Genomic DNA, 22385 nt, shown 5'->3' on the forward strand with positions numbered 1-22385 from the left:
CGCTCCGGCCTGACGGCCCCCGCCGTGAACGCACCCCACCTGCTCGACAAGCACATCGGCCTGTGCATCGCCCACGCCCGCGGCTGGCTCGAGCCCGTGCTGCGCGCGGCACATTCCCGGCTGCTGACCCCCAACCACGCCAGCGTGCAGGGCGCGCCGCGCCCGGTCGTCGCCGCCGCGGTCGAGTTCCTGCAGCTGCGGGGATCGGCCCTGGCCGACGCCTTCGAGCGCGAGCTCGGGCGCCAGCTGCGCGACGACGTCGTGCCGGCGCGCCAGGCCGCCGCCGACGGGCCCGACGTGGCCGAGTGGACGCTGGTGGACGAGGAAGCCGCCGCCGAGGAGGTGGAGGTGGTGCGCACCATCCAGCTCGTCGAGGGCGGGGCCGAGTGGGAACTGCGCGAACTGCAGGCCCTCACGGCCACGCTGCGCGGCCAGAGCGCGGTGGGTGCGCGCAGCAACCCGCTGCGCCCCGAGGTCGTGGCCCGCTCGCTGTGGGCCGCCGCCCAGTCGCTCGGCCTGGACGGTGCGGCCCGGCGCGTGCTCATGCGCGCGGCCAGCGACCCGCTCACGCCGGCCATGCAGCAGGCCTGCCGTGACGCGATCGGCTGGCTGACGCAGTGGGGCGTGCAGCCCGCCGCCTGGAAGGTCACCTCGGTGTCCAGCGGCCGGCTGCCGGCGCCGCCGTCGTCGGGCTTCGATGTCACCCGCCCCGGCGCGCTGGACGAACTTCGCGCGGCTGCGTCGGCCTCGGGCCTGCCGGGCCCCGGTGGCTCGGGGCAGCCCGCCGCGGCCTTCGGGGGCGCCGCGGCCTCGCGCGCTGCCAGCGACCAGGCCACCCAGGTGCTGCTGGGCGCCCTGTTCGACCGCATGCTGGCCGACCCCTGCCTGGCCGCGCCGGTGCTGGCGCGCGTGGGGCGGCTGCAGCCGATGGTGCTGCGCGTGGCGCTGGCGCAGGCGCAGCTGTTCGACGACCATGCCCACCCGCTGTGGCGCCTGCTCAACCGCATGGCCAGCCACGCCCTGGGCTATGCCGACGACGGCGACCCGCGCCTGGTGGCCTACCTGGCACTGCTCGATCCCTGGGTCGGCGACCTGGTGACCCTGCGCCAGCCGGACCCGGCGCAGCTCGCCGAGGCTGTGGCGGCGCTGGACGCGCTGTGCCTGACCCATCTGCGCGCGGAACAGAAGTCGCTCGGCGCCGCGATCGAGCGGCTGCGCCGCGCCGGGCGCGAAGCCGAGGCGGCGGCGGCCGCCCGCCAGGCCATCGCGGCGGCGATGGCCGCGCCGGTGGCGCAGGAGCGACTGTCTCCCGTGCTACGCGACCTGTTCACGGGCCCCTGGTGCGACGCCATCGGCCGCGTCGCGGTGCGCGACGGCACCGGCTCGCCGCTCGCGCAGCGGCTGTCGGCGCTGCCGCAGCAGCTCGTCGACAGCCTGCAGCCGATGCCCACGCCGGCGCTGCGCGCCCAGGCGCTGCGCCAGCTGCCGGCGCTGGCTGCCGCGCTGCAGGAGGGCCTGCAGCTCACCGGCCTGCCGGTGTCCCAGCGCGAGGCCGTGGCCGACGAACTGCTGGCGCGCCACACCGAGATGCTCAAGGGCGGGCGCGCCAGCAGCGGCAGCAGCGCCGAGGACATTGTGCGGCGCCTGCGCGAGGAGGACGATTCGTCCGGGCCGGGCGGGCTCGACCCGCGCCTGGCACCGCCCTCGGTCATCGACGAAGGCCAGCTCGACACGCTGCCGGCGGAGATGGTGGACACGGCCCCGGCCACGCGGTCGCTGCGCTGGCTCGACGGCGCGCAACCCGGCCTGTGGTGCCACCTCTTCGTGCAGGGCGGCTGGCGCGCCGCACGCCTGATCTGGATCAGCGAGACGCGTGCCCACTGGCTGCTGAGCAGCACGCCTGGCGTCACCCACTCGCTGACCGCGCGCGCGGTGGAGCGACTGGCGCGCGACGGCCTGTTCGCACCGCTGGAAGAGCGCAACCTGCTCGAGCGCGCGATCGACAGCTGGCTCGCCGACACGCGCAAGCCGCGTCACTAGCGGGCTGGGTTGCCCGGCTTCGCGCTAGTCGCAGGACCTTTGCAGGGGTCAGCGGTGTTGCGGGCGCGCGCTGGCGCGAGCTCGGTTGGGCAGGGGCGGTTTCGACCGCAAGTCAAGGAGGAGGCCCGGACGCCGTCCGGGCCGGGGGACATGGAGGTGCAGGGCTCCCGCCGCCCTCGGCCACCCACGAGCGCTCGCACGCCACAACGCCGCACAACGCGTGGCTATCATCCCCCGCATGCCTGCATCGCTCGACGGCTGCCTGGTGGTGGCCATCTCGTCGCGCGCGCTGTTCGACTTCGAGGAGGAGAACCGCGTGTTCGAGGCGCACGACGACCGCGCCTACATGCAGCTGCAGCTGCAGCGCCTGGAGCAGCCGGCACGCCCCGGTGCGGCGTTCTCGCTGGTGAACAAGCTGCTCGCGTTCAACACGCCGGCACAGCGGCGCGTCGAGGTGGTGATCCTGTCGCGCAACGACCCGGTGTCGGGCATGCGCGTGTTCCGCTCCTGCCAGCACTACGGGCTGCCGGTCGAGCGCGGCGTGTTCACCCGCGGCGAGAGTCCCTGGCGCTACCTCAAGCCGCTGGCCGCCGAACTGTTCCTCACCGCCAACGAGGCCGACGTGCGCCAGGCGCTGGCCGCCGGCGTGCCTGCGGCCCGGGTGGCGGCCGAGTCGGCCCGCGCGTCGGACGCCCACCCGAACGAGGTGCGCATCGCCTTCGACGGCGACGCGGTGCTGTTCTCCGACGAGTCCGAGCGCGTGTACCAGCACGAGGGGCTGGCCGCGTTCCAGGCCCACGAGCGCGACCGCGCCGCGCTGCCGATGGCGCCCGGCCCGTTCAAGCCCTTCCTCGAAGCGCTGCACCGGCTGCAGCGCGAACCGTCGGGCGACATGCGCGTGCGCACCGCCCTCGTCACCGCGCGCAGCGCGCCGGCCCATGAGCGCGCCATCCGCACGCTGATGGCGTGGCAGGTCGACGTCGACGAGGCGATGTTCCTCGGCGGCCTGCCCAAGGGCCGCTTCCTGCGCGAGTTCCAGCCCGACTTCTTCTTCGACGACCAGACCGGGCACGTGGACAACGCGGCGCCGCACGTGCCTTCGGGCCACGTCAGCGCGGGCATCGCCAACGCCTGAGCGGCGCTGCGGCCGGCGGGCGCGGACGCCCGCGCCGCATCGATGTATTTCCCGCGCCCCTGACGGCTCTGTGGAGCACGCCGCCGGACGACCCCGTCGCGGGCGGCAGGCTGTTCCGCCGCGTCCGCGGCTTCCTTCCACGGAGACCCTCATGTCGTCGATCCACCGTTCCCGTTCGATCCCGCCGTTCGCGGCGCGTGCCCTTCCCGCGGCCCTGTGCCTGGCCCTCGCGGCCTGTGGCGGAGGCGGCGGCGACAGCGACGGCGCCACGGCCGCCGCCAACGATGCCGCCGCCGCGGTGGACCAGCGCCTGAACGCGCTGGCCGCACAGCCGGCGCTGCCGCCGGCACCGGCCGGCCTGGCGGGCAACGTGACCTGCGTGAACCAGACCCTGGGCGCGATCGCGCTCGACTCGGTGTTCGTGCCCGCCAACGCGGCCTGCCGGATGGAAGGCACGCGCCTGGTCGGCAACGTGACGGTCGGTGCCGGGGCGTCGCTCGACGCCGTGGACATCGCCGCCAACGGCAGCCTCCAGGCCGAGGGCGCCGCCCACGTGGCGCTGACGGGCCCGTCGAGCATCGGCGGCTCGGTCCAGGTGATGCGCGGCGACAGCGTGCGCGTCGAGGGCGCCCGCATCACGGGGGACCTGCAGGTCGACGCCCTGCGCGGCGCGGTGACCCTGCTGACCAACCGTGTCGGCGGCAGCCTGCAGGCCGTGGGCAACCGCGGCGGCGTGCTGATCGAGTCCAACACGATGGACGGCAACCTGCAGTGCAGCGAGAACCTGCCCGCGCCGGTGGCCACCGGCAACCGCGCCGCGGCCTTCGACGGCCAGTGCGCCACGGGCGCCGGCCCGGCGGTCCCGGGCACGGGCGGCGGCTCGGGTGGCGGTTCGGGCGGCGGCACCGTGCCGGCCCCCGGCCCGCTGTCGGGCAACGTCACCTGCAACGGCCTGCGCATCGGCGCCGTCGCGCTGGACACGGTGATCGTGCCCGCCGGTGCCGCCTGCGTGCTCGAAGGCACGTCGATGATCGGCTCGCTGCTGGTGGGCCAGGGCGCCAGCGTCAGCGCCACCGGCGTGCGCGTCAACGGCAACCTGCAGTCCGAGGGCGCCGCGATGACCAGCCTGGGCGGTGCCTCGCGCATCGGCGGCTCGGTGCAGATCAAGGACGGCCAGTCGGCCAGCCTCACCGGCGCCACCATCGCCGGCGACCTGCAGATCGAGTCGATGTCCGGGCCGGTCAGCGCCTCGGGCAACCGGCTCGGCGGCAACCTCCAGGCCACGGGCAACCGCGGCGGCGTGGCGCTGCTGTCCAACCGCATGGAAGGCGCGCTGCAGTGCACCGGCAACCTGCCCGCTCCCACCGGCAGCGGCAACGTGGCGTCGGTCCGGCAGGAGCAGTGCCGCAACCTGTGAGCGGACGGGCGGGGGGCATCGCCCCCCTGCCTGCGGGTGCGATCGACCGACCCGCCAGCCCGTGGGGCCGGGGCCGCGATGGCATCATGGCCCGCAGGAAGGAAGTGCCGATTGCAGTACGACGAACTCTCCGACGGCGATCTGTGGCAGCGCTGTCGTGGTGGCGAGGCCACCGCATGGTCGGTGCTGGTGCGGCGCTTCCAGCGTCTCGTCTACACCGTGCCGCGCCGGGCCGGCCTTGGCGAGGCCCAGGCTGCGGACGTGTTCCAGACCACCTTCACGCGGCTGGTCGAGCATGCCGACCGCATCACCGATCCGACGCGGCTGCAGGCCTGGCTGGTCACCACCGCCAAGCGCGAGAGCCTGCGCCTGGTCGAGGCGTCGCGCCGCTTCGTGTCGCCGGCACCCGGCGGCGACGACGAGGCCGACCCGGACCCGATGGCCGAGCTGCCGGACCCGGGCCAGCGCCCCGACGAACTGATCGACGACCTGCAGCAGCACCACCGGCTGCGCCTCGCGGTGGACCGGCTCGACGCGCGCTCGCGCCAGTTCGTCGAGCTGCTGTTCCTGCAGGACGAACCCCTGCCGTACTCGGAGATCGCGGCGCGGCTGGGCATCGCCGAGGGCAGCATCGGCCCGACCCGCGCCCGCTGCCTGGCCAAATTGCGCACTTTGCTGGGGTCGCCCTGACGCCGATGTATTTCGGGACCGCCCGCGCTGTCTGTTGTCCAGCACCTCACCGAACCACACACTTCTTGCCGCCATGAACACCACCCCCTCCCCCCAGGACGACGCGCTCGAACAGGCCCTGCGCGCGAGCCGCGTCCTCGAGGACGCGCCCGAGGCGCTGATCACGCGCACGGTGGCCGCGGTCCAGGCCCTGCAGGCGGCGCGAGGCGCGCAGGCGCCCGCAGCGCCCGGGCTGCTGCAGCGGGTGGTGGCGGCGCTGGCCTTCGACAGTGCCGGCGCCCCGGCGCTGGCCTTCGGCATGCGGGCCGGCGCCCCCACCTCGCGGCAACTGCTGTTCACGGCCCACGGCCACGACGTGGACCTGCGCATCACCGCGGCCGTGCCCGGCGCGGGCGACTGGTGGCTGCTGTCGGGGCAGGTACTCGGCCCGCAGAGCCAGGGCCAGGTGAGCCTGGCCGACGCCGGCGGCAGCGTCGTGTCGCACTGCGCGCTCAGCGAGATGGGCGAGTTCCGGCTGGCGGCCGTCCCGCGCGGCCGCTACACGATGAACATCCGCCTGGGCACCGTGGAAGTGGTGCTGCCCGAGTTGTCGGTGCCGCAAGGCCAGTGACGCCCATGCAGGAGGCGCTGCGCGAGCGGGTGCGCGAGCTGGCCGACGGCACGGCGCCACCGCAGGCTGCGCCCGACGGCCGGCCGGCGCACGAGCAGGCCGAGCTGGCCTGGGCCCTCAAGGACGAAGTCCTGGCGTCCTGGACGGCCGACCCCGACCGCGCGCGGCGCTGCGCCGCGGCGCTCGCCGCACTGGCGCGCGCCGCCGCCAACCCGGAGGTGACGGCCGCCGCCGCCTGGGGCGCCGGCATGGAGCAGCTCACCCGCGGCGAGATGGACAAGGCGCTCGAGTGCTTCGACGACGCCGGCCGCACGCTCGCGTCGCTGGGCCAGGAACTGCGCGCGGCGCAGTCGCAGATCCCGCGGCTGATCGCGCTGTCGATGCTCGGCCGCCACGACGAGGCCGTGGCCAGCGCGGAGCAGGTGCGGGCGCGGCTGATCGACTGCGGCGACGAACTGGGGGCCGGCAAGACCGAGCTCAACCTCGGCTCGATGCTGCTGCGCCAGGACCGCCACGAGGCCGCGGCCACCTTCTACCGGCAAGCGGCGGTGCGGTTCGCGCGCGCCGGCGACGTGCGCCACTCGATCATGGCCGACATCGGCCTGGCCGGCGCGCTGACCTGGCTCTACGAGTTCGACGAGGCCCTGCGCCTGTACGACCGGGCGGCGATGCGCGTGCGCTCGCGCCAGCTGCACGACCTGCAGGGCGTGATCGACACCAACCGCGGCCGGCTGGAATTGCACCGCGGGCACTACGACGCCGCGCTGGTGTGCCTGGACGCCGCGCTGCGCGAGGCCGAGCAGCATGGCATGCCGCACGACGTGGCCGAGACGCGTCGCGACCTCGCCGACGCCTACCTCGCGCTGAACCTGCTGCCCGAGGCGATCGCGCTGTACGACCAGACGATCGCGGCCTGCGAGGCCCTGGACGCGCCGGTCGAGCGCGCCTGGGCCGAGCTTCAGCGCGCCCAGGCGCTGGCGCGCAGCGGCCAGGCCGCGCTGGCGGCGCAGGGCCTGGGCCGGGCGCGCGCGCTGCTCGTGGCCCATGGCAGTGCGGTCGGGCCGACGCTGGCCGACCTTCGCCTGGCCACGCTGCAGCTCGAGCTGGGCGACATCGAGAGCGCAGCCGCGCTCGCGCGCGACGCCGCCGCCGCGTTCGCCGACGCCGGCATCGACGGCTGGCGGGCCGAAGCCGAGCTGGTCGGCGCGCGCGCCCTGGTGGCACAGGGCCGGGACGATGCGGCGCTGGACAGCCTGCAACGCACGCTGCAGACCTCGGCGCTGCTGCCCGAGCCGACCGTGGCCTGCCGCACGGCGCTGGGCCGGCTGCTGCAGCGGCGCGGCCGCAGCGCCGAGGCGCGCGAGCATTTCGAGCTGGCCGCGCTGCTGATGGAACAGCAGCAGGCACGGCTGCCCGGCGACGAGTTCCGCGTGGCCTACCTCGCCGACAAGCAACCCGCGCTCGACGCCCTGGTCGAGCTGGCGGCCCAGGACACGTCCGACGGTGCTTCGGCACGCCTGCTCGCGGCGATGGAGCGTGCCCGCGCCCAGGCGCTGGCCACCGCGATCCGCGGCCGCGACGCGCCCGCCGGGGTGGACCCGGCCCGGCGCGAACAGCTGCACTGGCTGCAGGGCCAGTGGCAGGACGCGCTGGCACAGGACGAGCCCGAGCGGGCCCAGGCGCTGCAGGCGCGCATGCGCGACCTCGAGCAGCAGTGGCTGGAACAGCAGCGCCGCCACCAGGCGGCCCAGGGCTCGCGCACGACCGCCGCTGCGGACTCGTTCGACCTCGCTCGGCTGCAGGCCGCGCTGCCCGAGGACTCGGCCTGGGTGCAGTACGCCCTGCTGGACGACCGGCTTGCCGCCGTGGTGGTGCGCGCCGACGCCGTCCACCATGCCGTGCTCGACGCGCGCGGCCTGGGCGAGCGCATCGCCGCCCTGCGGCTGCAGATCGACGCGCTGCGCCACGGCGGCGCGGCGCTGGCGCGGCATGCCGACCAGATGCTGCAACGCACCCGCCATCACCTGCAGGCGCTGCACGCGCACCTGTGGCAGCCGCTGGGGCCGTGGATCGACGGTGCGTCGCGCGTGTTCGTGGTGCCGCACCGCGACCTGCACTACGTGCCGTTCTGCGCGCTGCACGACGGCGAACGCAGCCTGCTCGAGCGGCACGAGCTCGCGCTGGCGCCGAGTGCGGCGCTGTGGTCGGCCGCGCACGACCGGCGCCGCCGGCCCGGCGCGCCCGCACTGCGCCGCGTGGCCGCGGTCGGGGTGGGCGGCCCCACGCTGCCGCAGGTGGGCGCCGAGCTGCGCGCGGTGGCCGCCGCGTTCGAGGACCGGCCCGGCGGGTCGGCGGTGCTGCGGCTGGACGGCGACGCGACGCTGGGCGCCCTGCGCGACGCCCTGGCCGGCGCCGACGTGCTGCACCTCGCCTGCCACGCCCAGTTCCGCGCCGACAGCCCCGAGTTCTCGGCGCTGCACCTGGCCGACGGTGCGCTGACGGTGCGCGACGCCGCCGGGCTGCCGCTGCAGGCGCAGCTGGTCACGCTGTCGGCCTGCGAAACGGGCCTGAGCCGCGTCGCACCGGGCGACGAACTGCTCGGGCTGCTGCGCGGCTTCCTCGTCGCCGGAGCGCCGCAGGTGCTGGCGTCGCAGTGGACCGTGGACGACGACAGCACCGCCACGATGATGCGCGGCTTCTACGCCCGGCTGCTGGCCGGGCAACGCGCCGCGGCGGCCCTGCGCGCCAGCCAGATCGAGCTGGCGGCGCGGCATCCGCATCCGGGCCACTGGGCGGCGTTCGCCCTGCACCAGCGCACACGCTGCGACGCCTGAGCCGCGCACGATGTATCAGGCTCGCGCGTCCCTGCTCTGTTCAATTCCGGCGCATCGCGCCCCGCCACGAGGACCCTTCCAATGAATCCCTTCGCCCATCGCTTCCTGGGAGCAGCCCTGCTGGCCGGCCTGCTGGCCGCCTGCGGCGGCGGCGGTGGCGACGACGCAGCGGGCGGCGGCGGCAACCCGCCAGGCAATCCCGGCGCGGTGGCCGCCGACGTGATCGTGCAGCTGCGCACGGGCGCCGATGTCACGGCGGTGGCGGCGGCGTTCGGCCTGAGCGTGGCCGACCAGTTCGGCCGCCGGCCGATCTGGCGCCTGCGCGCTGCCGGCGGCACCGATCTGACCGCGCTGATCGCGGCCCTGCAGGGCGACGCCCGGGTGCTGTTTGCCGAGCGCAACGTCGAGAGCGAGACCCCCGAAGGCCGGCGCCGCACCGTGTGGGCCGCCGGCGGCGACGCCGGCAGCTACGGCACGCAGTGGGCCCCGGCGGCGCTGCGCCTGGCCGACGCGCACGCGATCAGCACCGGCAGCGGCATCCGCGTCGCGGTGCTCGACACCGGCATCGACCTCGCGCACCCGGCGCTGGCCCCGCGCCTGGCGCGCAATGGCACCGGCGCCGTGCTGGGACGCGACTTCGTCGACGACGACGCGCAGCCGGCGGAAGGTGGCGGCCTCGGCGACGCCGGCTGGGGCCACGGCACGCATGTGGCCGGGCTGGTGGCCCTGGCCGCCCCCGGCGCCACGCTGATGCCTGTGCGCGTGCTCGACGCGCAGGGTCGCGGCAATGCCTGGGTGCTGTCCGAGGCGCTGCTGTGGGCGGTGGACCCGGACGGCAACCCGGCCTCCGACGATGGGGCCCATGTCATCAACCTGAGCCTGGGCACCACGCAGCCCACGCGGCTGCTGCGCACCGCGGTCACGCTGGCCGACTGCGACTTCGACGACGACGACGACGACTTCGCCGATGCCGGCTTCGACGACGACAAGGCGCGCTGCGCCGCCCGGCATGGCGCCGTGGTGATGGCCGCGGCCGGCAACGCGGGCAACGACACCGAGGTCCAGTTCCCGGCCGCCGAGCAGGTGCCCGGGTCGCTGGCGGTGACCGCCAGCAACGCTGCGGGCACGCTGGCCTCGTTCGCCAACCGCGGAAGCTGGGTCGAGATCGCGGCGCCGGGCGACACGGTGATCAGCACCTTCCCCGGCGGCGGCTATGCCACCTGGAGCGGCACGTCGATGGCCTCGCCGCTGGCCGCGGGCACGGCCGCGCTCGTGCTCGCCACGTTCGGCAGCCCGCGCGACGTGGTGCCGGTGGACATCACGAGCCGGCTCGCCGCCCGGTCGGTCAACCTGTGCGGCACCACGCTGCGCCAGGTGGACGCGCTGGGCGCGGTGAGCGGCATCGACCCGCCGGCCCGCACCTGCCCCTGAGCCGGCGCGCGGCCACGCGCCGCGCCGTCACTCGGGCCGCGCCCGCTGCAGCGCCGCGAGGTCGAGCACGCGCACGCCGCCGTACTCGACCCGGATCCAGCCGCGCTGCTGCAGCCGCGTCAGCGCCTCGTTGACGCGCTGGCGCGACAGGCCCACCAAGTAGCCCAGCTCCTGCTGCGTGATGCGCAGCACCTCGCCCACGCCGGGGTAGAGCACCGGGTGGAACAGCGCGCCCAGGCTGCGCGCGACCTTGGTGTCCGGGTCGGCCAGGCGGTCGATCTCGCGCGCCGCGATGAACTGGCCCAGGCGCTCGTTGAGCTGGTTCATCAGGTGGCGGTTGAACGGGATGCTGCGCTCGAGCAGCCAGTCGAAGGTGGCGATCGGCAGGCCGGCCACCACGCTCGGACGCAGCACCTCGATGTTGTAGCGGTACACCTCGTGCTTGAGCAGCGTGCCCTCGCCGAACCAGGCGCCCGACGGCAGGCCGGCGAAGGTGACCGTCATGCCCTGCGCGCTGTCGTTGCTCATCTTGAGCAGGCCGTCCACCACGCCGAGCCACAGCGTGGCCTGGCGCCCGATGCGGCACAGGAACTCGCCAGGGTCCGCGTCGGCCACCTGCATGTCGGTGGCCACGCGGTCGCGCTGCGGCGCGTCCAGCAGCGCCCACCACGGCACGCGCTCGAGTTCCGACGGCGTGGCCGAGCGCACGCGATGACGCAGCGACGGGCTCGGGGGTGCGGACGCGGGCGGGCTCATGCGCTGTGCGGTTGACGCCTTGCTGACACGACGGCCCCGGGAAAGTCCCCGGCGGGCCGACCCTAGGATTGTCGTCAGAACGACAACCGGGCGTCAAACTTCTCCCTAGCATCGCGCTCTCAAACACGGCACCGACCGTGACCCGGAGACCCGCGTTGCAGACCACCTTCCCCCGCCTGTTGCTCGAGCACGCGAAAGCGCGACCCGACGCGCCGGCGCTGCGCGAGAAGGAATACGGCATCTGGCAGACCACCACCTGGTCGGCGCTGGCGCTGCTGGTGCGGCGCCTGGCCTGCGGCCTGGCGCACGCCGGCCTGAAGCGCGGCGACCACATCGTGGTGGTGGGCGAAAACCGCCCGCGCCTGTACGCCACGATGCTGGCGGCGCAGTCGCTCGGCGCGATCCCGGTGCCGCTGTACCAGGACGCCGTGGCCGCCGAGTACGCCTTCCCGATCCAGAACGCCGAGGTGGCGTTCGCGGTCGTCGAGGACCAGGAGCAGGTCGACAAGATGCTCGAGCTGCGCCAGCAGCACCCGGCGCTGGCACGCATCTGGTACGACGACCCGCGCGGCCTGCGCAACTACAACGAGCCGGGGCTGGACTCGCTGGACGCCCTGGTGGCCGCCGGCGCCTCGCACGACGCCGCCAACGCCGCGCTGTTCGAGGACGAGGTGGCGCGCTGCCGGCCCGACGACGTGGCCGCGATGTTCTTCACCTCGGGCACCACGGGCAACCCGAAGGGCGTGGTGCACACGCACTTCACGCTGCTCGACCGCGCCGCGGCCGGCGCGCGCTTCGACCGCCTGACCGAGCGCGAGGAGGTGCTGGCCTACCTGCCGCCGGCCTGGATCGGCCAGAACATCTTCAGCTACGCCCAGTGGCTGGCCTGCGGCTACGTGGTCAGCTGCCCGGAAAGCGCGGCCACCGCCTCGATCGACCTCAAGGAGGTCGGCCCCACCTACTACTTCGCGCCGCCGCGCGTGTTCGAGGCGCTGCTGACGTCGGTGACGATCCGCATGGAAGACGCCGGCGCAGTGAAGAAGTGGCTGTTCCGCCACTTCATGACGCTGGCGCAGCGCGTGGGCCCGGCGCGCATGGACGGCAGGCCCGTGGGCCTGCTCGACCGCCTGCACTACGCGCTGGGCAACCTGTTCATCTACGGGCCGCTGCGCAACACGCTGGGCTTCTCGCGCGTGCGGGTGGCCTACACCGCCGGCGAGGCCATCGGCCCGGACCTGTTCACCTTCTACCGCTCGATCGGCATCAACCTGAAGCAGCTCTACGGCTCCACCGAGACGGCGGTGTTCGTGTGCCTGCAGCCCGACCACGAGGTCAAGGCCGACACCGTGGGCGTGCCGATCGAGGGCGTGGAGATCAAGGTGGACGACAACGGCGAGCTGCTGGTGCGCTCGCAGGGCCTGCTCAAGGGCTACTACAAGAACGACGCCGCCACGCGCGAGGTGCTCACGCCCGACGGCTGGTACCGCACCGGCGACGCCGGCTTCCTGGACGCCACCGGGCACCTGAAGATCATCGACCGCGCCAAGGACGTCGGCCGCCTCGCCGACGGCTCGATGTTCGCGCCCAAGTACATCGAGAACAAGCTCAAGTTCTTCCCGTTCATCAAGGAGGCGGTGGCCTTCGGCGACAAGCGCGACAAGGTCTGCGCCTTCGTCAACATCGACTTCGAGGCGGTGGGCAACTGGGCCGAGCGGCGCAACCTGCCCTACGCCGGCTACACCGACCTCGCCGGCAAGGCGGAGGTGCTCGAGCTGGTGAAGGACTGCGTGGAGAAGGTCAATGCCGACCTGGCCTCCGACGAGCGGCTGGCCGGCTCGCAGATCAGCCGCTTCCTGGTGCTGCACAAGGAGCTGGACGCCGACGACGGCGAGATGACGCGCACGCGCAAGGTCAAGCGCGGCTACATCGCCGACAAGTACCAGGTGCTGGTGGACGCGCTGTACGGCGGCCTGGCCGAGCAGTTCATCGAGACGGCCGTCAAGTTCGAGGACGGCCGCAGCGGCAGCGTCAGCGCGACGCTGAAGATCGTCGACGCGAAGACCTTCGCGTCGGTGGCAGGAAAGGCGGCGTGATGGCCGAGCGCAGGATCGGCGAGGTCATCCTCGACGTCAGGAACATCAGCCTGCGCTTCGGCGGCGTGAAGGCGCTGACCGACATCAGCTTCGACGTGCGCCAGCACGAGGTGCGCGCCATCATCGGCCCCAACGGCGCCGGCAAGAGCAGCATGCTCAACTGCATCAACGGCGTCTACACGCCCCAGGAAGGCAGCATCACCTTCCGCGGCCAGACCTTCGGCCACATGAACAGCCGCCAGGTCGCCGAGATGGGCGTGGCGCGCACGTTCCAGAACCTGGCCCTGTTCAAGGGCATGAGCGTGCTGGACAACATCATGAGCGGCCGCAACCTGCGGATGAAGACCAACCTGTTCCAGCAGGCCCTGCGCAACCCCTGGTGGAGCGCCGCCGAGAAGGAAGAGGCCGAGCACCGCGAGGTGGTCGAAAGGATCATCGACTTCCTGCAGATCCAGGCCGTGCGCAAAACCCCGGTGGGCCGCCTGCCCTACGGCCTGCAGAAGCGCGTGGACCTCGGTCGCGCGCTGGCCATGGAGCCCAGCGTGCTGCTGCTCGACGAGCCGATGGCCGGCATGAACGTCGAGGAGAAGCAGGACATGAGCCGCTTCGTGCTCGACGTCAACGACGAGTTCGGCACCACCATCGTGCTGATCGAGCACGACATGGGCGTCGTGATGGACATCTCGGACCGCGTCGTCGTGCTCGACTACGGCAAGAAGATCGGCGACGGCACGCCCGACGAGGTGCGTTCCAACCCCGACGTCATCTCGGCCTACCTGGGGACCTCTCACTGATGGGCTTCTTCATCGAGGCAACGATCGGCGGCCTGATGGCCGGCATGCTGTATTCGCTGATCGCGCTCGGGTTCGTGCTGATCTTCAAGGCCAGCGGGGTGTTCAATTTCGCCCAGGGCGCGATGGTGCTGTTCGCGGCCCTGGCGATGGCACGCTTCTCGGAGTGGTTCCCCAAGCTGCTGGGCCTGGACAGCAAGGTGCTGGCCAACGTGCTGGCCTTCGCCGCGGCCATGGTGCTGATGGTGCTGGTGGCCTGGCTGATCGAGAGGCTGGTGCTGTCCAAGCTGGTGAACCAGGAAGGCATCACGCTGCTGATGGCCACGCTGGGCATCACCTACTTCCTCGACGGCTTCGGGCAGACGATCTTCGGCAGCGAGATCTACAAGATCGACGTCGGCCTGCCCACCGAGCCGATCTTCCTGCTCGAGCAGGTGTTCCAGGGCGGCGTCCTGGTGAACAAGCAGGACCTGTACGCCGCGGTCATCGCGGCCGGGCTCGTCGTGGTGCTGGCGATGTTCTTCCAGTACACGTCCACCGGTCGCGCGCTGCGCGCGGTGGCCGACGACCACCAGGCGGCGCAGAGCATCGGCATCCCCCTGGGCCGCATCTGGGTCATCGTCTGGAGCGTGGCCGGCTTCGTGGCACTGGTGGCCGGCGTCATCTGGGGCAGCAAGCTCGGCGTGCAGTTCTCGCTGTCGCTGGTGGCGCTGAAGGCGCTGCCGGTGGTCATCCTGGGCGGCCTGACCAGCGTGCCGGGCGCCATCATCGGCGGGCTGATCATCGGCGTGGGCGAGAAGCTGTCCGAGGTCTACCTCGGGCCCGTCATCGGCGGTGGCATCGAGATCTGGTTCGGCTACGTGCTGGTGCTGCTGGTGCTGCTGGTGCGGCCGCAGGGTCTGTTCGGCGAGAAGATCATCGACCGCGTATGAAGCAAGCAAGCATCGAATCGGGTGCCCGGCGCGGAACCGGCCTCGCCGGCCGGCGTCAGGCGTCCCGCCGTGACCGCGCGACCGCAGGAGGCCTGCGCGCATGATCTACCGCGAGAACGGCCAGTTCAAGACCAGCTACGCGCTGGATAGCCAGGTGTTCCCGATCGCGCAGGACCGCGTGGCCATCGGCGCGCTCGTCCTGTTTGCCGTGCTCGGCGTGCCCCTGCTGGCCGACGAGTACCTGTTCCGCGCCATCCTGATCCCCTTCCTGATCCTGTCGCTCGCCGCGATCGGGCTGAACATCCTGGTCGGCTACTGCGGGCAGATCTCGCTGGGCACCGGGGCCTTCATGGCGGTGGGCGCCTATGCGGCGTTCAACTTCTTCGTCCGCATCGACGGCATGCCCGTGGTGGTGGCCATCCTGCTCGGCGGCGTCTGCACCACCGTGTTCGGCGTGCTGTTCGGCATCCCGTCGCTGCGCATCAAGGGCCTGTACCTCGCCGTGGCCACGCTGGCGGCGCAGTTCTTCATCGACTGGGCCTTCCTTCGCATCTCCTGGTTCACGAACAACTCGCCGTCGGGCTCGGTGTCGGTGGGCGCCTTCAGCGTGCTGGGCATCGGCATCGACACCCCGGTGGAGAAGTACCTGTTCTGCCTGGGCTTCGTCCTCGTGTTCGCGCTGCTGGCCAAGAACCTCGTGCGCAGCCACATCGGGCGCGAGTGGATGGCGATCCGCGACATGGACGTGGCCGCCGCGGTGATCGGCATCCGCCCGGTCTACGCCAAGCTCACCGCCTTTGCCGTCAGCAGCTTCATCGTCGGCGTGGCCGGCGCGCTGTGGGGCTTCGTGCACCTGGGGTCCTGGGAGCCGCTGGCGTTCTCGATCGACCGCTCGTTCCAGCTGCTGTTCATGATCATCATCGGCGGGCTGGGTTCGATCATGGGCAGCTTCTTCGGCGCGGCCTTCATCGTCATCCTCCCGATCTTCCTCAACCGCGCGCTGCCGTCCCTGGGCGACCTCGTCGGCGTCACCATCGACACCGCGCTGGTGGCGCACGCCGAGTTCATGATCTTCGGCGCGCTGATCGTGTTCTTCCTCATCGTCGAACCCCACGGCCTGGCGCGGCTGTGGTCGATCGCCAAGGAAAAACTGCGCCTGTGGCCCTTCCCTCACTGACACCCCCACCGACAACCACGGAGACTGACCCATGAAATTCAAGTCGATCGCCCTTGCAGCGGCCCTGGTCGCCGCGGCCGGCAGCTTTGCCAACGTCGCGATGGCGCAGGCCAAGGTGCAGTTCTTCCCGAGCCTGACCGGCCGCACCGGCCCGGTCGCGCCGAACGCCACGCCGTTCGCCAACGGCTACGCCGACTACATGAAGCTCGTCAACGCGCGCGGCGGCATCAACGGGGTGCAGACCCTCGTCGAGGAGTGCGAGACGGCCTACGCCACCGACCGCGGCGTGGAGTGCTACGAGCGCCTGAAGGGCAAGCACGGCGGTGCCACGGTGTTCCAGCCGCTGTCCACCGGCATCACCTTCGCGCTGACCGAGAAGGTGCCGGCCGACAAGATCCCGCTCATCACCTCGGGCTACGGCCGCAGCGACAGCGCCGACGGCGGCGTGTTCAAGTGGAACTTCCCGCTGATCGGCCACTACTGGGTGGCGGGCGACACGGTGCTGCAGCACATCGCCAAGACGCAGGGCGGCTGGGACAAGCTGCAGGGCAAGAAGATCGCCGTCGTCTACCACGACAGCCCGTTCGGCAAGGAGCTGCTGCCCATCATCGAGGAGCGCCGCAAGATGCACGGCTTCGAGGTGCAGCTGCTGCCGGTGCCGGCGCCGGGCGTGGAGCAGAAGGCGATCTGGCTGCAGGTGCGCCAGCAGCGCCCCGACTTCGTGATCATGCAGACCTGGGGCGTGATGACGGCCACCGCCATCAAGGAAGCCGTGGCCACCGGCTACCCGCGCGAGAAGATGTTCGGCACCTGGTGGAGCGGCGCGGAACCCGATCTGCGCGACATCGGCGCCGCGGCCAAGGGCTACAACGCGGTGATGATGCAGCACGGCGCCGAGCCGGGCTCGGCGGTCGTCAAGGAGATCCTGGACAAGGTGCATGCCAAGGGCCAGGGCACCGGCCCGAAGGACGAGGTCGGCCAGGTGCTGTACATGCGCGGCGTGGTCGGCGCGATGCTGGCCGTCGAGGGCGTGCGCGCGGCGCAGGAGCGCTTCGGCAAGGGCAAGGTCATGACCGGCGAGCAGGCGCGCTGGGGCTACGAGAACCTGAACCTCACGCAGGCCAAGCTCGACGCGCTCGGCTTCAAGGGCGTGATGCGCCCGGTGTCGACGAGCTGCTTCGACCACATGGGCTCGGCCTGGGCGCGCGTGCACACCTGGGACGGCGCCAAGTTCACCTGGTCGTCCGACTGGCTGCAGGCCGACGACCAGATCATCAAGCCGCTGGTGCGCGGCTCCGCCGATCGCTATGCCGGCGAGAAGAAGCTCACCCGTCGCGATCCGAAGGACTGCCAGAGCTGAACCACCCCCGCCGCGGCTGGCGCCGCTCCCCCTCAAGGGGGCGACGCCAGCAGCCCGGCCAAGCCGGGCTGCGGCGTCCGCTGGACTGCGCTCCCTCACTACCATGGCCAACGTACTGCTCAACGTCAACGGCATCGAGGTCATCTACAACCACGTGATCCTGGTGCTCAAGGGCGTGTCGCTGCAGGTGCCCGAGGGCGGCGTGGTGGCGCTCCTCGGCGGCAATGGCGCCGGCAAGACCACCACGCTGCGCGCGGTGAGCAACCTGCTGGCCGGCGAGCGGGGCGAGGTCACCAAGGGCTCGATCGAGCTGCGCGGCGAACGCATCGAGAACCTCAGCACGGCCGAGATGGTGCAACGCGGGGTGATCCAGGTCATGGAAGGCCGGCACTGCTTCGCCCACCTGTCGATCGAGGAGAACCTGCTCACCGGTGCCTACACGCGCCGCGACGGCAAGGCCGCGGTCGCGGCCACGCTGGAGAAGGTCTACAACTACTTCCCGCGCCTGAAGACGCGGCGCACCTCGCAGGCGGCCTACACCTCCGGCGGCGAGCAGCAGATGTGCGCGATCGGCCGCGCGCTGATGGCCAACCCCAAGATGGTGCTGCTCGACGAGCCGTCGATGGGCCTGGCGCCGCAGATCGTGGAAGAGGTGTTCGAGATCGTGAAGGACCTCAACCAGCGCGAGAAGGTCACCTTCCTGCTGGCCGAGCAGAACACCAACATGGCGCTGCGCTACGCCGACTACGGCTACATCCTGGAGAACGGGCGCGTGGTGATGGACGGCGCCGCCCGGTCGCTGCGCGAGAACGAGGACGTCAAGGAGTTCTACCTCGGCATGGGCGGCGGCGACCGCAAGAGCTTCCGCGACGTCAAGAGCTACAAGCGCCGCAAGCGCTGGCTGTCATGAGCGACGACGGCTGGATGGCGGCGCCGGCCTTCCGCCCCGACGCCGCCCTCGAGACCCTGCGCCGCACGCTGCGCGACCTGCGGCTGGCCGAACGCGGCACGGGCTTCGAGCTGCGCGGCAAGCGCGTGGTCGAGCTCGCCGTGCAGGGCGATGCCATCGACGCCCGGCTGGCGCGGCGCCTGATGAACACCCCCGAATGGGACCGCCTGCCGGTGCGTTCCGCCGCCGACCAGCGCAAGCTGGTGGACGAAGTGAAGAAGCGCCTCGCGCGCTGGGAGAGCGAGGAATGAGCGACGCCTCGGCCACGCCGTTCTACGACACGCTGGAAACGCGCGACCCCGCGCAGCGCGAGGCCGCGCTGATGGCCGCGCTGCCGCGCCAGGTGGCCCAGGCCCAGGCCCGCACCGACGCCTTCGCGCGCCTGCTGGCCGGCGTCGACGCCGCCGCGGTGACGAGCCGCGCCGCGCTGGCGCGCCTGCCGGTCACGCGCAAGGGCGAGCTGCTCGAGCAGCAGAAGGCCACCCGCGCCACCGACCCCTTCGGCGGCTTCTCGGCGCTGGGCTGGCGTGCGCTGGGCAAGCCGGTGGCGCGCCGCGTCTACCAGTCGCCCGGGCCGATCTACGAGCCCGAGGGCCATGCCACCGACTACTGGCGCCTGGCGCGCGCGCTGCACGCCGCCGGCCTGCGCGCGGGCGACCTGGTGCACAACTGCTTCTCGTACCACCTCACGCCGGGTGGGCTGATGATGGAGTCGGGCGCGCATGCGCTGGGCTGCGCCGTGTTCCCGGGTGGCGTGGGCAACACCGAGCTGCAGCTGCAGGCCATGACCGAGCTGCGCCCGGACGCCTACATCGGCACGCCGAGCTTCCTGAAGATCCTGGTCGAGAAGGCGGCGGAGACCGGCACCGACATCGGCTCGCTGAAGAAGGCGCTGGTCGGCGGCGAGGCCTTCCCGCCGTCGCTGCGCGACTGGCTGGCCGAACGCGGCATCGCCGCCTACCAGAGCTACGCCACCGCCGACCTGGGCCTGGTGGCCTACGAGACGAGCGCGCGCCAGGGCCTGGTGCTCGACGAGGGCGTGATCGTGGAGATCGTGCGCCCCGGCACCGGCGACCCGGTGCCCGAAGGCGAGGTGGGCGAGATCGTCGTCACCACGCTCAACCCGGACTACCCGCTGATCCGCTTCGGCACCGGCGACCTGTCGGCCGTGCTGCCGGGCCCCTGCCCCACCGGCCGCACGGCCACGCGCATCAAGGGCTGGCTCGGCCGCGCCGACCAGACCGCCAAGGTGCGCGGCATGTTCGTGCACGCCAGCCAGGTGGCCGAGGTGGTCAAGCGCCACCCCGAGATCGCCCGCGCCCGACTCGTGGTCGAGGGCGAGATGGCCGAGGACCGCATGACGCTGTTCGCCGAGCTGTCGGGCGCCGAGCCCGAGGGCCTGGCCGATCGCGTGGCGCAGAGCGTGCGCGACGTGACCAAGCTGCGCGCCGCCGTGGCCTGGAAGCGCCCCGGCGAGCTGCCCAACGACGGCAAGGTGATCGAGGACGCGCGCAGCTACCGCTGAGCGCCCGCGCGCGGGGCGGGCGGCAGCGGGCCACCCGTGCCGGCGCCGTCGACCGCAACTGCCAGCGGCTGCTGCACGAGCTGCTCCACCAGCACGGCGCGCGCGCGCCGCTGCTCCTCGCTGCCCTGCCGGTGCAGCAACGACTCCGCCACCTCGTAGCCGTAGAGCAGGAACGCGCGCGAGCGCGCCTCCGGCAGCGCGAAGCCGATCGACGCGAACAGGTGCACGTGATAGGCGATGCGCGACGCGTCGGCCTCGTCGACCGCGGCGCGCGCCATGTCGTCGCGCCGCGCCCAGGCCCGGATCGCCAGCTCGATGCGTGCCGCGCGCGCGGCCGCGCGGCCGCGGAAGGGCAGCGTGATCACGTCGTGCAGCTGCTGGCGCGGGTCGGTATGGGCGCGTTCGAGGCGGCTCGTCAGCTGCTCGGTGCTGCGTTCGCGCCAGGCTGCCAGCACGCGGCGCAGCAGATCCTCGCGGTCGCGGAAGTGCCAGTAGAAGCTGCCGCGCGTGACGCCCAGCCGGCCCGCCAGCACGTCCACGCGGACATGGTCGATGCCCTGGTCCACCAGCACGTCGGTGGCCGCCTCGACCCAGGCCTCGGGCGTGAGGGAGGTGCGCTCGGCGTCGCCGGCGCGCGCCCGGGCGCGGCGCGACGGCGCGGGCCGAACGGCAGGCGTGACGGGCGTGACGGGCGTGGGCATGGTGACCGCATGATGCCATGCAGTGCTGTACGTTCTCCAGCCCATCCGCGGCTCTGGAAAACCCTGATCATCCAAGAGAGCGCAGGCCCTACGATCCGCGCCATCAACGTACACAACTGTATGGACAGCGCAGGCCCACCCGGCTTCTTCGACGACCCGCAGCAGCTGGCGCCACGGCGCGCCGTGCGCACGGACCTCGGCGGCGGCGCGTTCACGCTGCACCACCCCGAGCCGCTGGGCCCGTATGCGCGCTGCGTCGGCGACTGGCTCGAGCAGTGGGCGCGCGACACGCCCGACGCCCCGGCCTTTGCCGAGCCGGCACCGGGCGGCGGCTGGGTCGTGCTGTCGTGGCGCGAGTTGCGGCGCCAGGTCGGCGCGGTGGCGCAGCGCCTGCTCGACGCGGCCCTGCCCGCGGGTCGGCCCGTCGTCGTGCTGTCGGACAACGCGCTGCACCACCTGGTGCTCACGCTGGCCGCGATGCACGTCGGGCGCGCGGTGTGCGCCGTCAGCAGCGGCTACTGCCGCCTGGCGCAGGGCGACTTCGGCAAGATCCACGGCATCCTGCGCACGCTGGAGCCGGCGCTGGTGTATGCGTCCGACGCGGCCGTGTACGCGCCGGCGCTGGCCGACTGCGGCGTGCCCGATGCGCTGCGCGTGTTCAGCCGCGGCGCCGACACGGTGCCGGGCGCGCAGGCCTTCGAGCCCTGGCTGGACACGGTCGAGACCCCGGCCGTGCACGCCGCCTTCCTGGCCATCACGCCCGACACCGAGGCCAAGTACCTGCTGACCTCGGGCTCGACCGGCATGCCCAAGGTGGTGATCAACACCCACCGCATGCTGTGCGCCAACCAGCAGATGCTGGCGCAGACCTGGCGCTTCCTGGAGCGCGAGCGGCCGGTGCTGCTGGACTGGCTGCCCTGGAGCCACACCTTCGGCGCCAACCACAACATCGGCATCGTGCTGCGCAACGGCGGCACGATGTACATCGACGACGGCCGCCCGATGCCGGGCCTGGTGGACCGCACGCTGGCGCACCTGCGCGAGGTGCAGCCCACGCTGTACTTCAACGTGCCGCGCGGCTACGAGATGATGCTGCCCGCGCTGGAAGCCGACGACGAACTCGCGCGCCGCTTCTTCGGCCCGCTGAAGATGCTGTTCTATGCCGGCGCCGCCATGCCCGAGGCCACCTGGCGCCGGCTCGACGCCGTGGCGCGCCGCGTGCGCCCGGACCCGGTGTGGTTCACCACGTCCTGGGGCTCCACCGAAACCGCGCCGGCCATCACGTCGGCCAACTGGCGCCTCGAGCGGCCGGGCGTCATCGGCCTGCCGCTGCCCGGCGCGTCGGTGAAGTTCGTGCCCAACGGCGACAAGCTCGAGATGCGCATCAAGGGCGACCACATCTTCACCGGCTACCGCCGCAACGACACCGCCACGCGCGAGGCCTTCGACGAGGACGGCTGGTACCGCATCGGCGACGCCGGCCACCTGGCCGACGAGTCCGACCCGGCCTCGGGCATCGTGTTCAACGGCCGCGTGGCCGAGGACTTCAAGCTCGGCAGCGGCACCTGGGTGTCGGTGGGCACGCTGCGCGTGCGCGTGGTCACCGCGCTGGCCCCGCTGGCCGCCGACGTGGTGGTCACCGGCCACGACCGCAGCGAGATCGGCGTGCTGGTGTTCCCGACCGAGGCCGCGCGCCAGCTGCCGCCCGACGCGCTGCGCTCGCGCGTGCAGCAGGCCCTGCGCGCGCTGCTGGCCGACGGTGGCGGCAGCTCGCGTTCGCCGTCGCGCGCCCTCGTGCTGGCCGACGCACCCAGCCTGGCCGCCGGCGAGATCACCGACAAGGGCTACGTCAACCAGCGCCTGGTGCTGCAGCGCCGCGCCGCCGACGTGGCCGCGCTCTACGATGGCGCCGACCCGCGCGTGATCCTTCCCTGATGTCCCACC

At 72.7% G+C, this 22385-nt stretch carries 18 protein-coding genes; 16 read left to right on the forward strand and 2 right to left on the reverse strand.

The window, feature by feature from the left end; all coding sequences use genetic code 11:
* Nucleotides 1-24 precede the first annotated feature (24 nt).
* The 7 genes from AC2EAQ_RS07895 (at nt 25) to AC2EAQ_RS07925 (ending at nt 10157) form a co-directional block, all read left to right on the forward strand.
* Nucleotides 25-2040, forward strand: coding sequence for a DUF1631 family protein (locus AC2EAQ_RS07895; protein WP_484641735.1), 2016 nt, complete (start codon nt 25-27; stop codon nt 2038-2040).
* 238 nt (nt 2041-2278) lie between these two features.
* A complete protein-coding gene (locus tag AC2EAQ_RS07900; RefSeq protein ID WP_484641739.1) occupies nt 2279-3175 on the forward strand; it encodes a 5'-nucleotidase in 897 nt (298 codons plus the stop codon).
* Between the two features lie 151 nt (nt 3176-3326).
* Nucleotides 3327-4592 (forward strand): hypothetical protein, encoded by a 1266-nt coding sequence (locus AC2EAQ_RS07905; protein ID WP_484641742.1) that lies wholly within the window; start codon nt 3327-3329, stop codon nt 4590-4592.
* Between the two features lie 111 nt (nt 4593-4703).
* Complete coding sequence (locus AC2EAQ_RS07910) at nt 4704-5282, forward strand: RNA polymerase sigma factor (RefSeq protein ID WP_484641744.1); 579 nt, start codon at nt 4704-4706, stop codon at nt 5280-5282.
* 73 nt (nt 5283-5355) lie between these two features.
* Nucleotides 5356-5892 carry a hypothetical protein gene (locus tag AC2EAQ_RS07915; RefSeq protein WP_484641747.1) on the forward strand — a complete coding sequence of 179 codons (537 nt, stop codon included), beginning with the start codon at nt 5356-5358 and terminating at the stop codon, nt 5890-5892.
* Nucleotides 5893-5897: 5 nt separating this feature from the next.
* The gene (locus tag AC2EAQ_RS07920) at nt 5898-8726 is read left to right on the forward strand and encodes a CHAT domain-containing tetratricopeptide repeat protein (RefSeq protein WP_484641752.1); all 2829 of its coding nucleotides are present in this window, start codon (nt 5898-5900) and stop codon (nt 8724-8726) included.
* Between the two features lie 81 nt (nt 8727-8807).
* Entirely contained in the window at nt 8808-10157 is a 1350-nt protein-coding gene (locus AC2EAQ_RS07925; RefSeq protein WP_484641757.1) for a S8 family serine peptidase, read from the forward strand.
* Between the two features lie 27 nt (nt 10158-10184).
* On the opposite strand, the gene AC2EAQ_RS07930 is transcribed toward AC2EAQ_RS07925, so the two are convergent.
* Nucleotides 10185-10913 carry a Crp/Fnr family transcriptional regulator gene (locus AC2EAQ_RS07930; RefSeq protein WP_484641761.1) on the reverse strand — a complete coding sequence of 243 codons (729 nt, stop codon included), beginning with the start codon at nt 10911-10913 and terminating at the stop codon, nt 10185-10187.
* 155 nt (nt 10914-11068) lie between these two features.
* Here AC2EAQ_RS07930 and AC2EAQ_RS07935 point away from each other — a divergent pair, with 155 nt between their 5' ends.
* From AC2EAQ_RS07935 to AC2EAQ_RS07970, 8 genes are all read left to right on the forward strand, one after another.
* A complete protein-coding gene (locus tag AC2EAQ_RS07935) occupies nt 11069-13006 on the forward strand; it encodes an AMP-dependent synthetase/ligase (RefSeq protein ID WP_484641765.1) in 1938 nt (645 codons plus the stop codon).
* Nucleotides 13006-13800, forward strand: a complete 795-nt coding sequence (locus AC2EAQ_RS07940; protein WP_484641769.1) for an ABC transporter ATP-binding protein — start codon at nt 13006-13008, stop codon at nt 13798-13800. The genes AC2EAQ_RS07935 and AC2EAQ_RS07940 overlap by 1 nt, the downstream gene beginning before the upstream one ends.
* On the forward strand, nt 13800-14729 hold the full coding sequence (locus AC2EAQ_RS07945) for a branched-chain amino acid ABC transporter permease (RefSeq protein ID WP_484641774.1): 930 nt from the start codon (nt 13800-13802) through the stop codon (nt 14727-14729). The genes AC2EAQ_RS07940 and AC2EAQ_RS07945 overlap by 1 nt, the downstream gene beginning before the upstream one ends.
* 100 nt (nt 14730-14829) lie before the next feature.
* Nucleotides 14830-15906, forward strand: coding sequence for a branched-chain amino acid ABC transporter permease (locus AC2EAQ_RS07950; RefSeq protein WP_484641778.1), 1077 nt, complete (start codon nt 14830-14832; stop codon nt 15904-15906).
* Nucleotides 15907-15937: 31 nt separating this feature from the next.
* Nucleotides 15938-17266, forward strand: coding sequence for an ABC transporter substrate-binding protein (locus AC2EAQ_RS07955; RefSeq protein ID WP_484641781.1), 1329 nt, complete (start codon nt 15938-15940; stop codon nt 17264-17266).
* Nucleotides 17267-17369: 103 nt separating this feature from the next.
* On the forward strand, nt 17370-18176 hold the full coding sequence (locus AC2EAQ_RS07960; RefSeq protein ID WP_484641786.1) for an ABC transporter ATP-binding protein: 807 nt from the start codon (nt 17370-17372) through the stop codon (nt 18174-18176).
* Nucleotides 18173-18466, forward strand: a complete 294-nt coding sequence (locus AC2EAQ_RS07965; RefSeq protein ID WP_484641790.1) for a hypothetical protein — start codon at nt 18173-18175, stop codon at nt 18464-18466. Before AC2EAQ_RS07960 ends, AC2EAQ_RS07965 begins: the two co-directional genes overlap by 4 nt.
* Nucleotides 18463-19740, forward strand: a complete 1278-nt coding sequence (locus AC2EAQ_RS07970) for a phenylacetate--CoA ligase family protein (RefSeq protein WP_484641795.1) — start codon at nt 18463-18465, stop codon at nt 19738-19740. The genes AC2EAQ_RS07965 and AC2EAQ_RS07970 overlap by 4 nt, the downstream gene beginning before the upstream one ends.
* Here AC2EAQ_RS07970 and AC2EAQ_RS07975 read toward each other — a convergent pair.
* Nucleotides 19731-20441: a TetR/AcrR family transcriptional regulator gene (locus AC2EAQ_RS07975; protein ID WP_484641799.1), complete on the reverse strand. Its 711-nt coding sequence runs from the start codon at nt 20439-20441 to the stop codon at nt 19731-19733. The two genes, AC2EAQ_RS07970 and AC2EAQ_RS07975, sit on opposite strands and share 10 nt — an antisense overlap.
* Nucleotides 20442-20561: 120 nt before the next feature.
* Here AC2EAQ_RS07975 and AC2EAQ_RS07980 point away from each other — a divergent pair, with 120 nt between their 5' ends.
* Nucleotides 20562-22376 carry a feruloyl-CoA synthase gene (locus tag AC2EAQ_RS07980; RefSeq protein WP_484641804.1) on the forward strand — a complete coding sequence of 605 codons (1815 nt, stop codon included), beginning with the start codon at nt 20562-20564 and terminating at the stop codon, nt 22374-22376.
* Nucleotides 22377-22385: the final 9 nt, after the last annotated feature.

Source organism: Aquabacterium sp. T101, assembly GCF_057219775.1.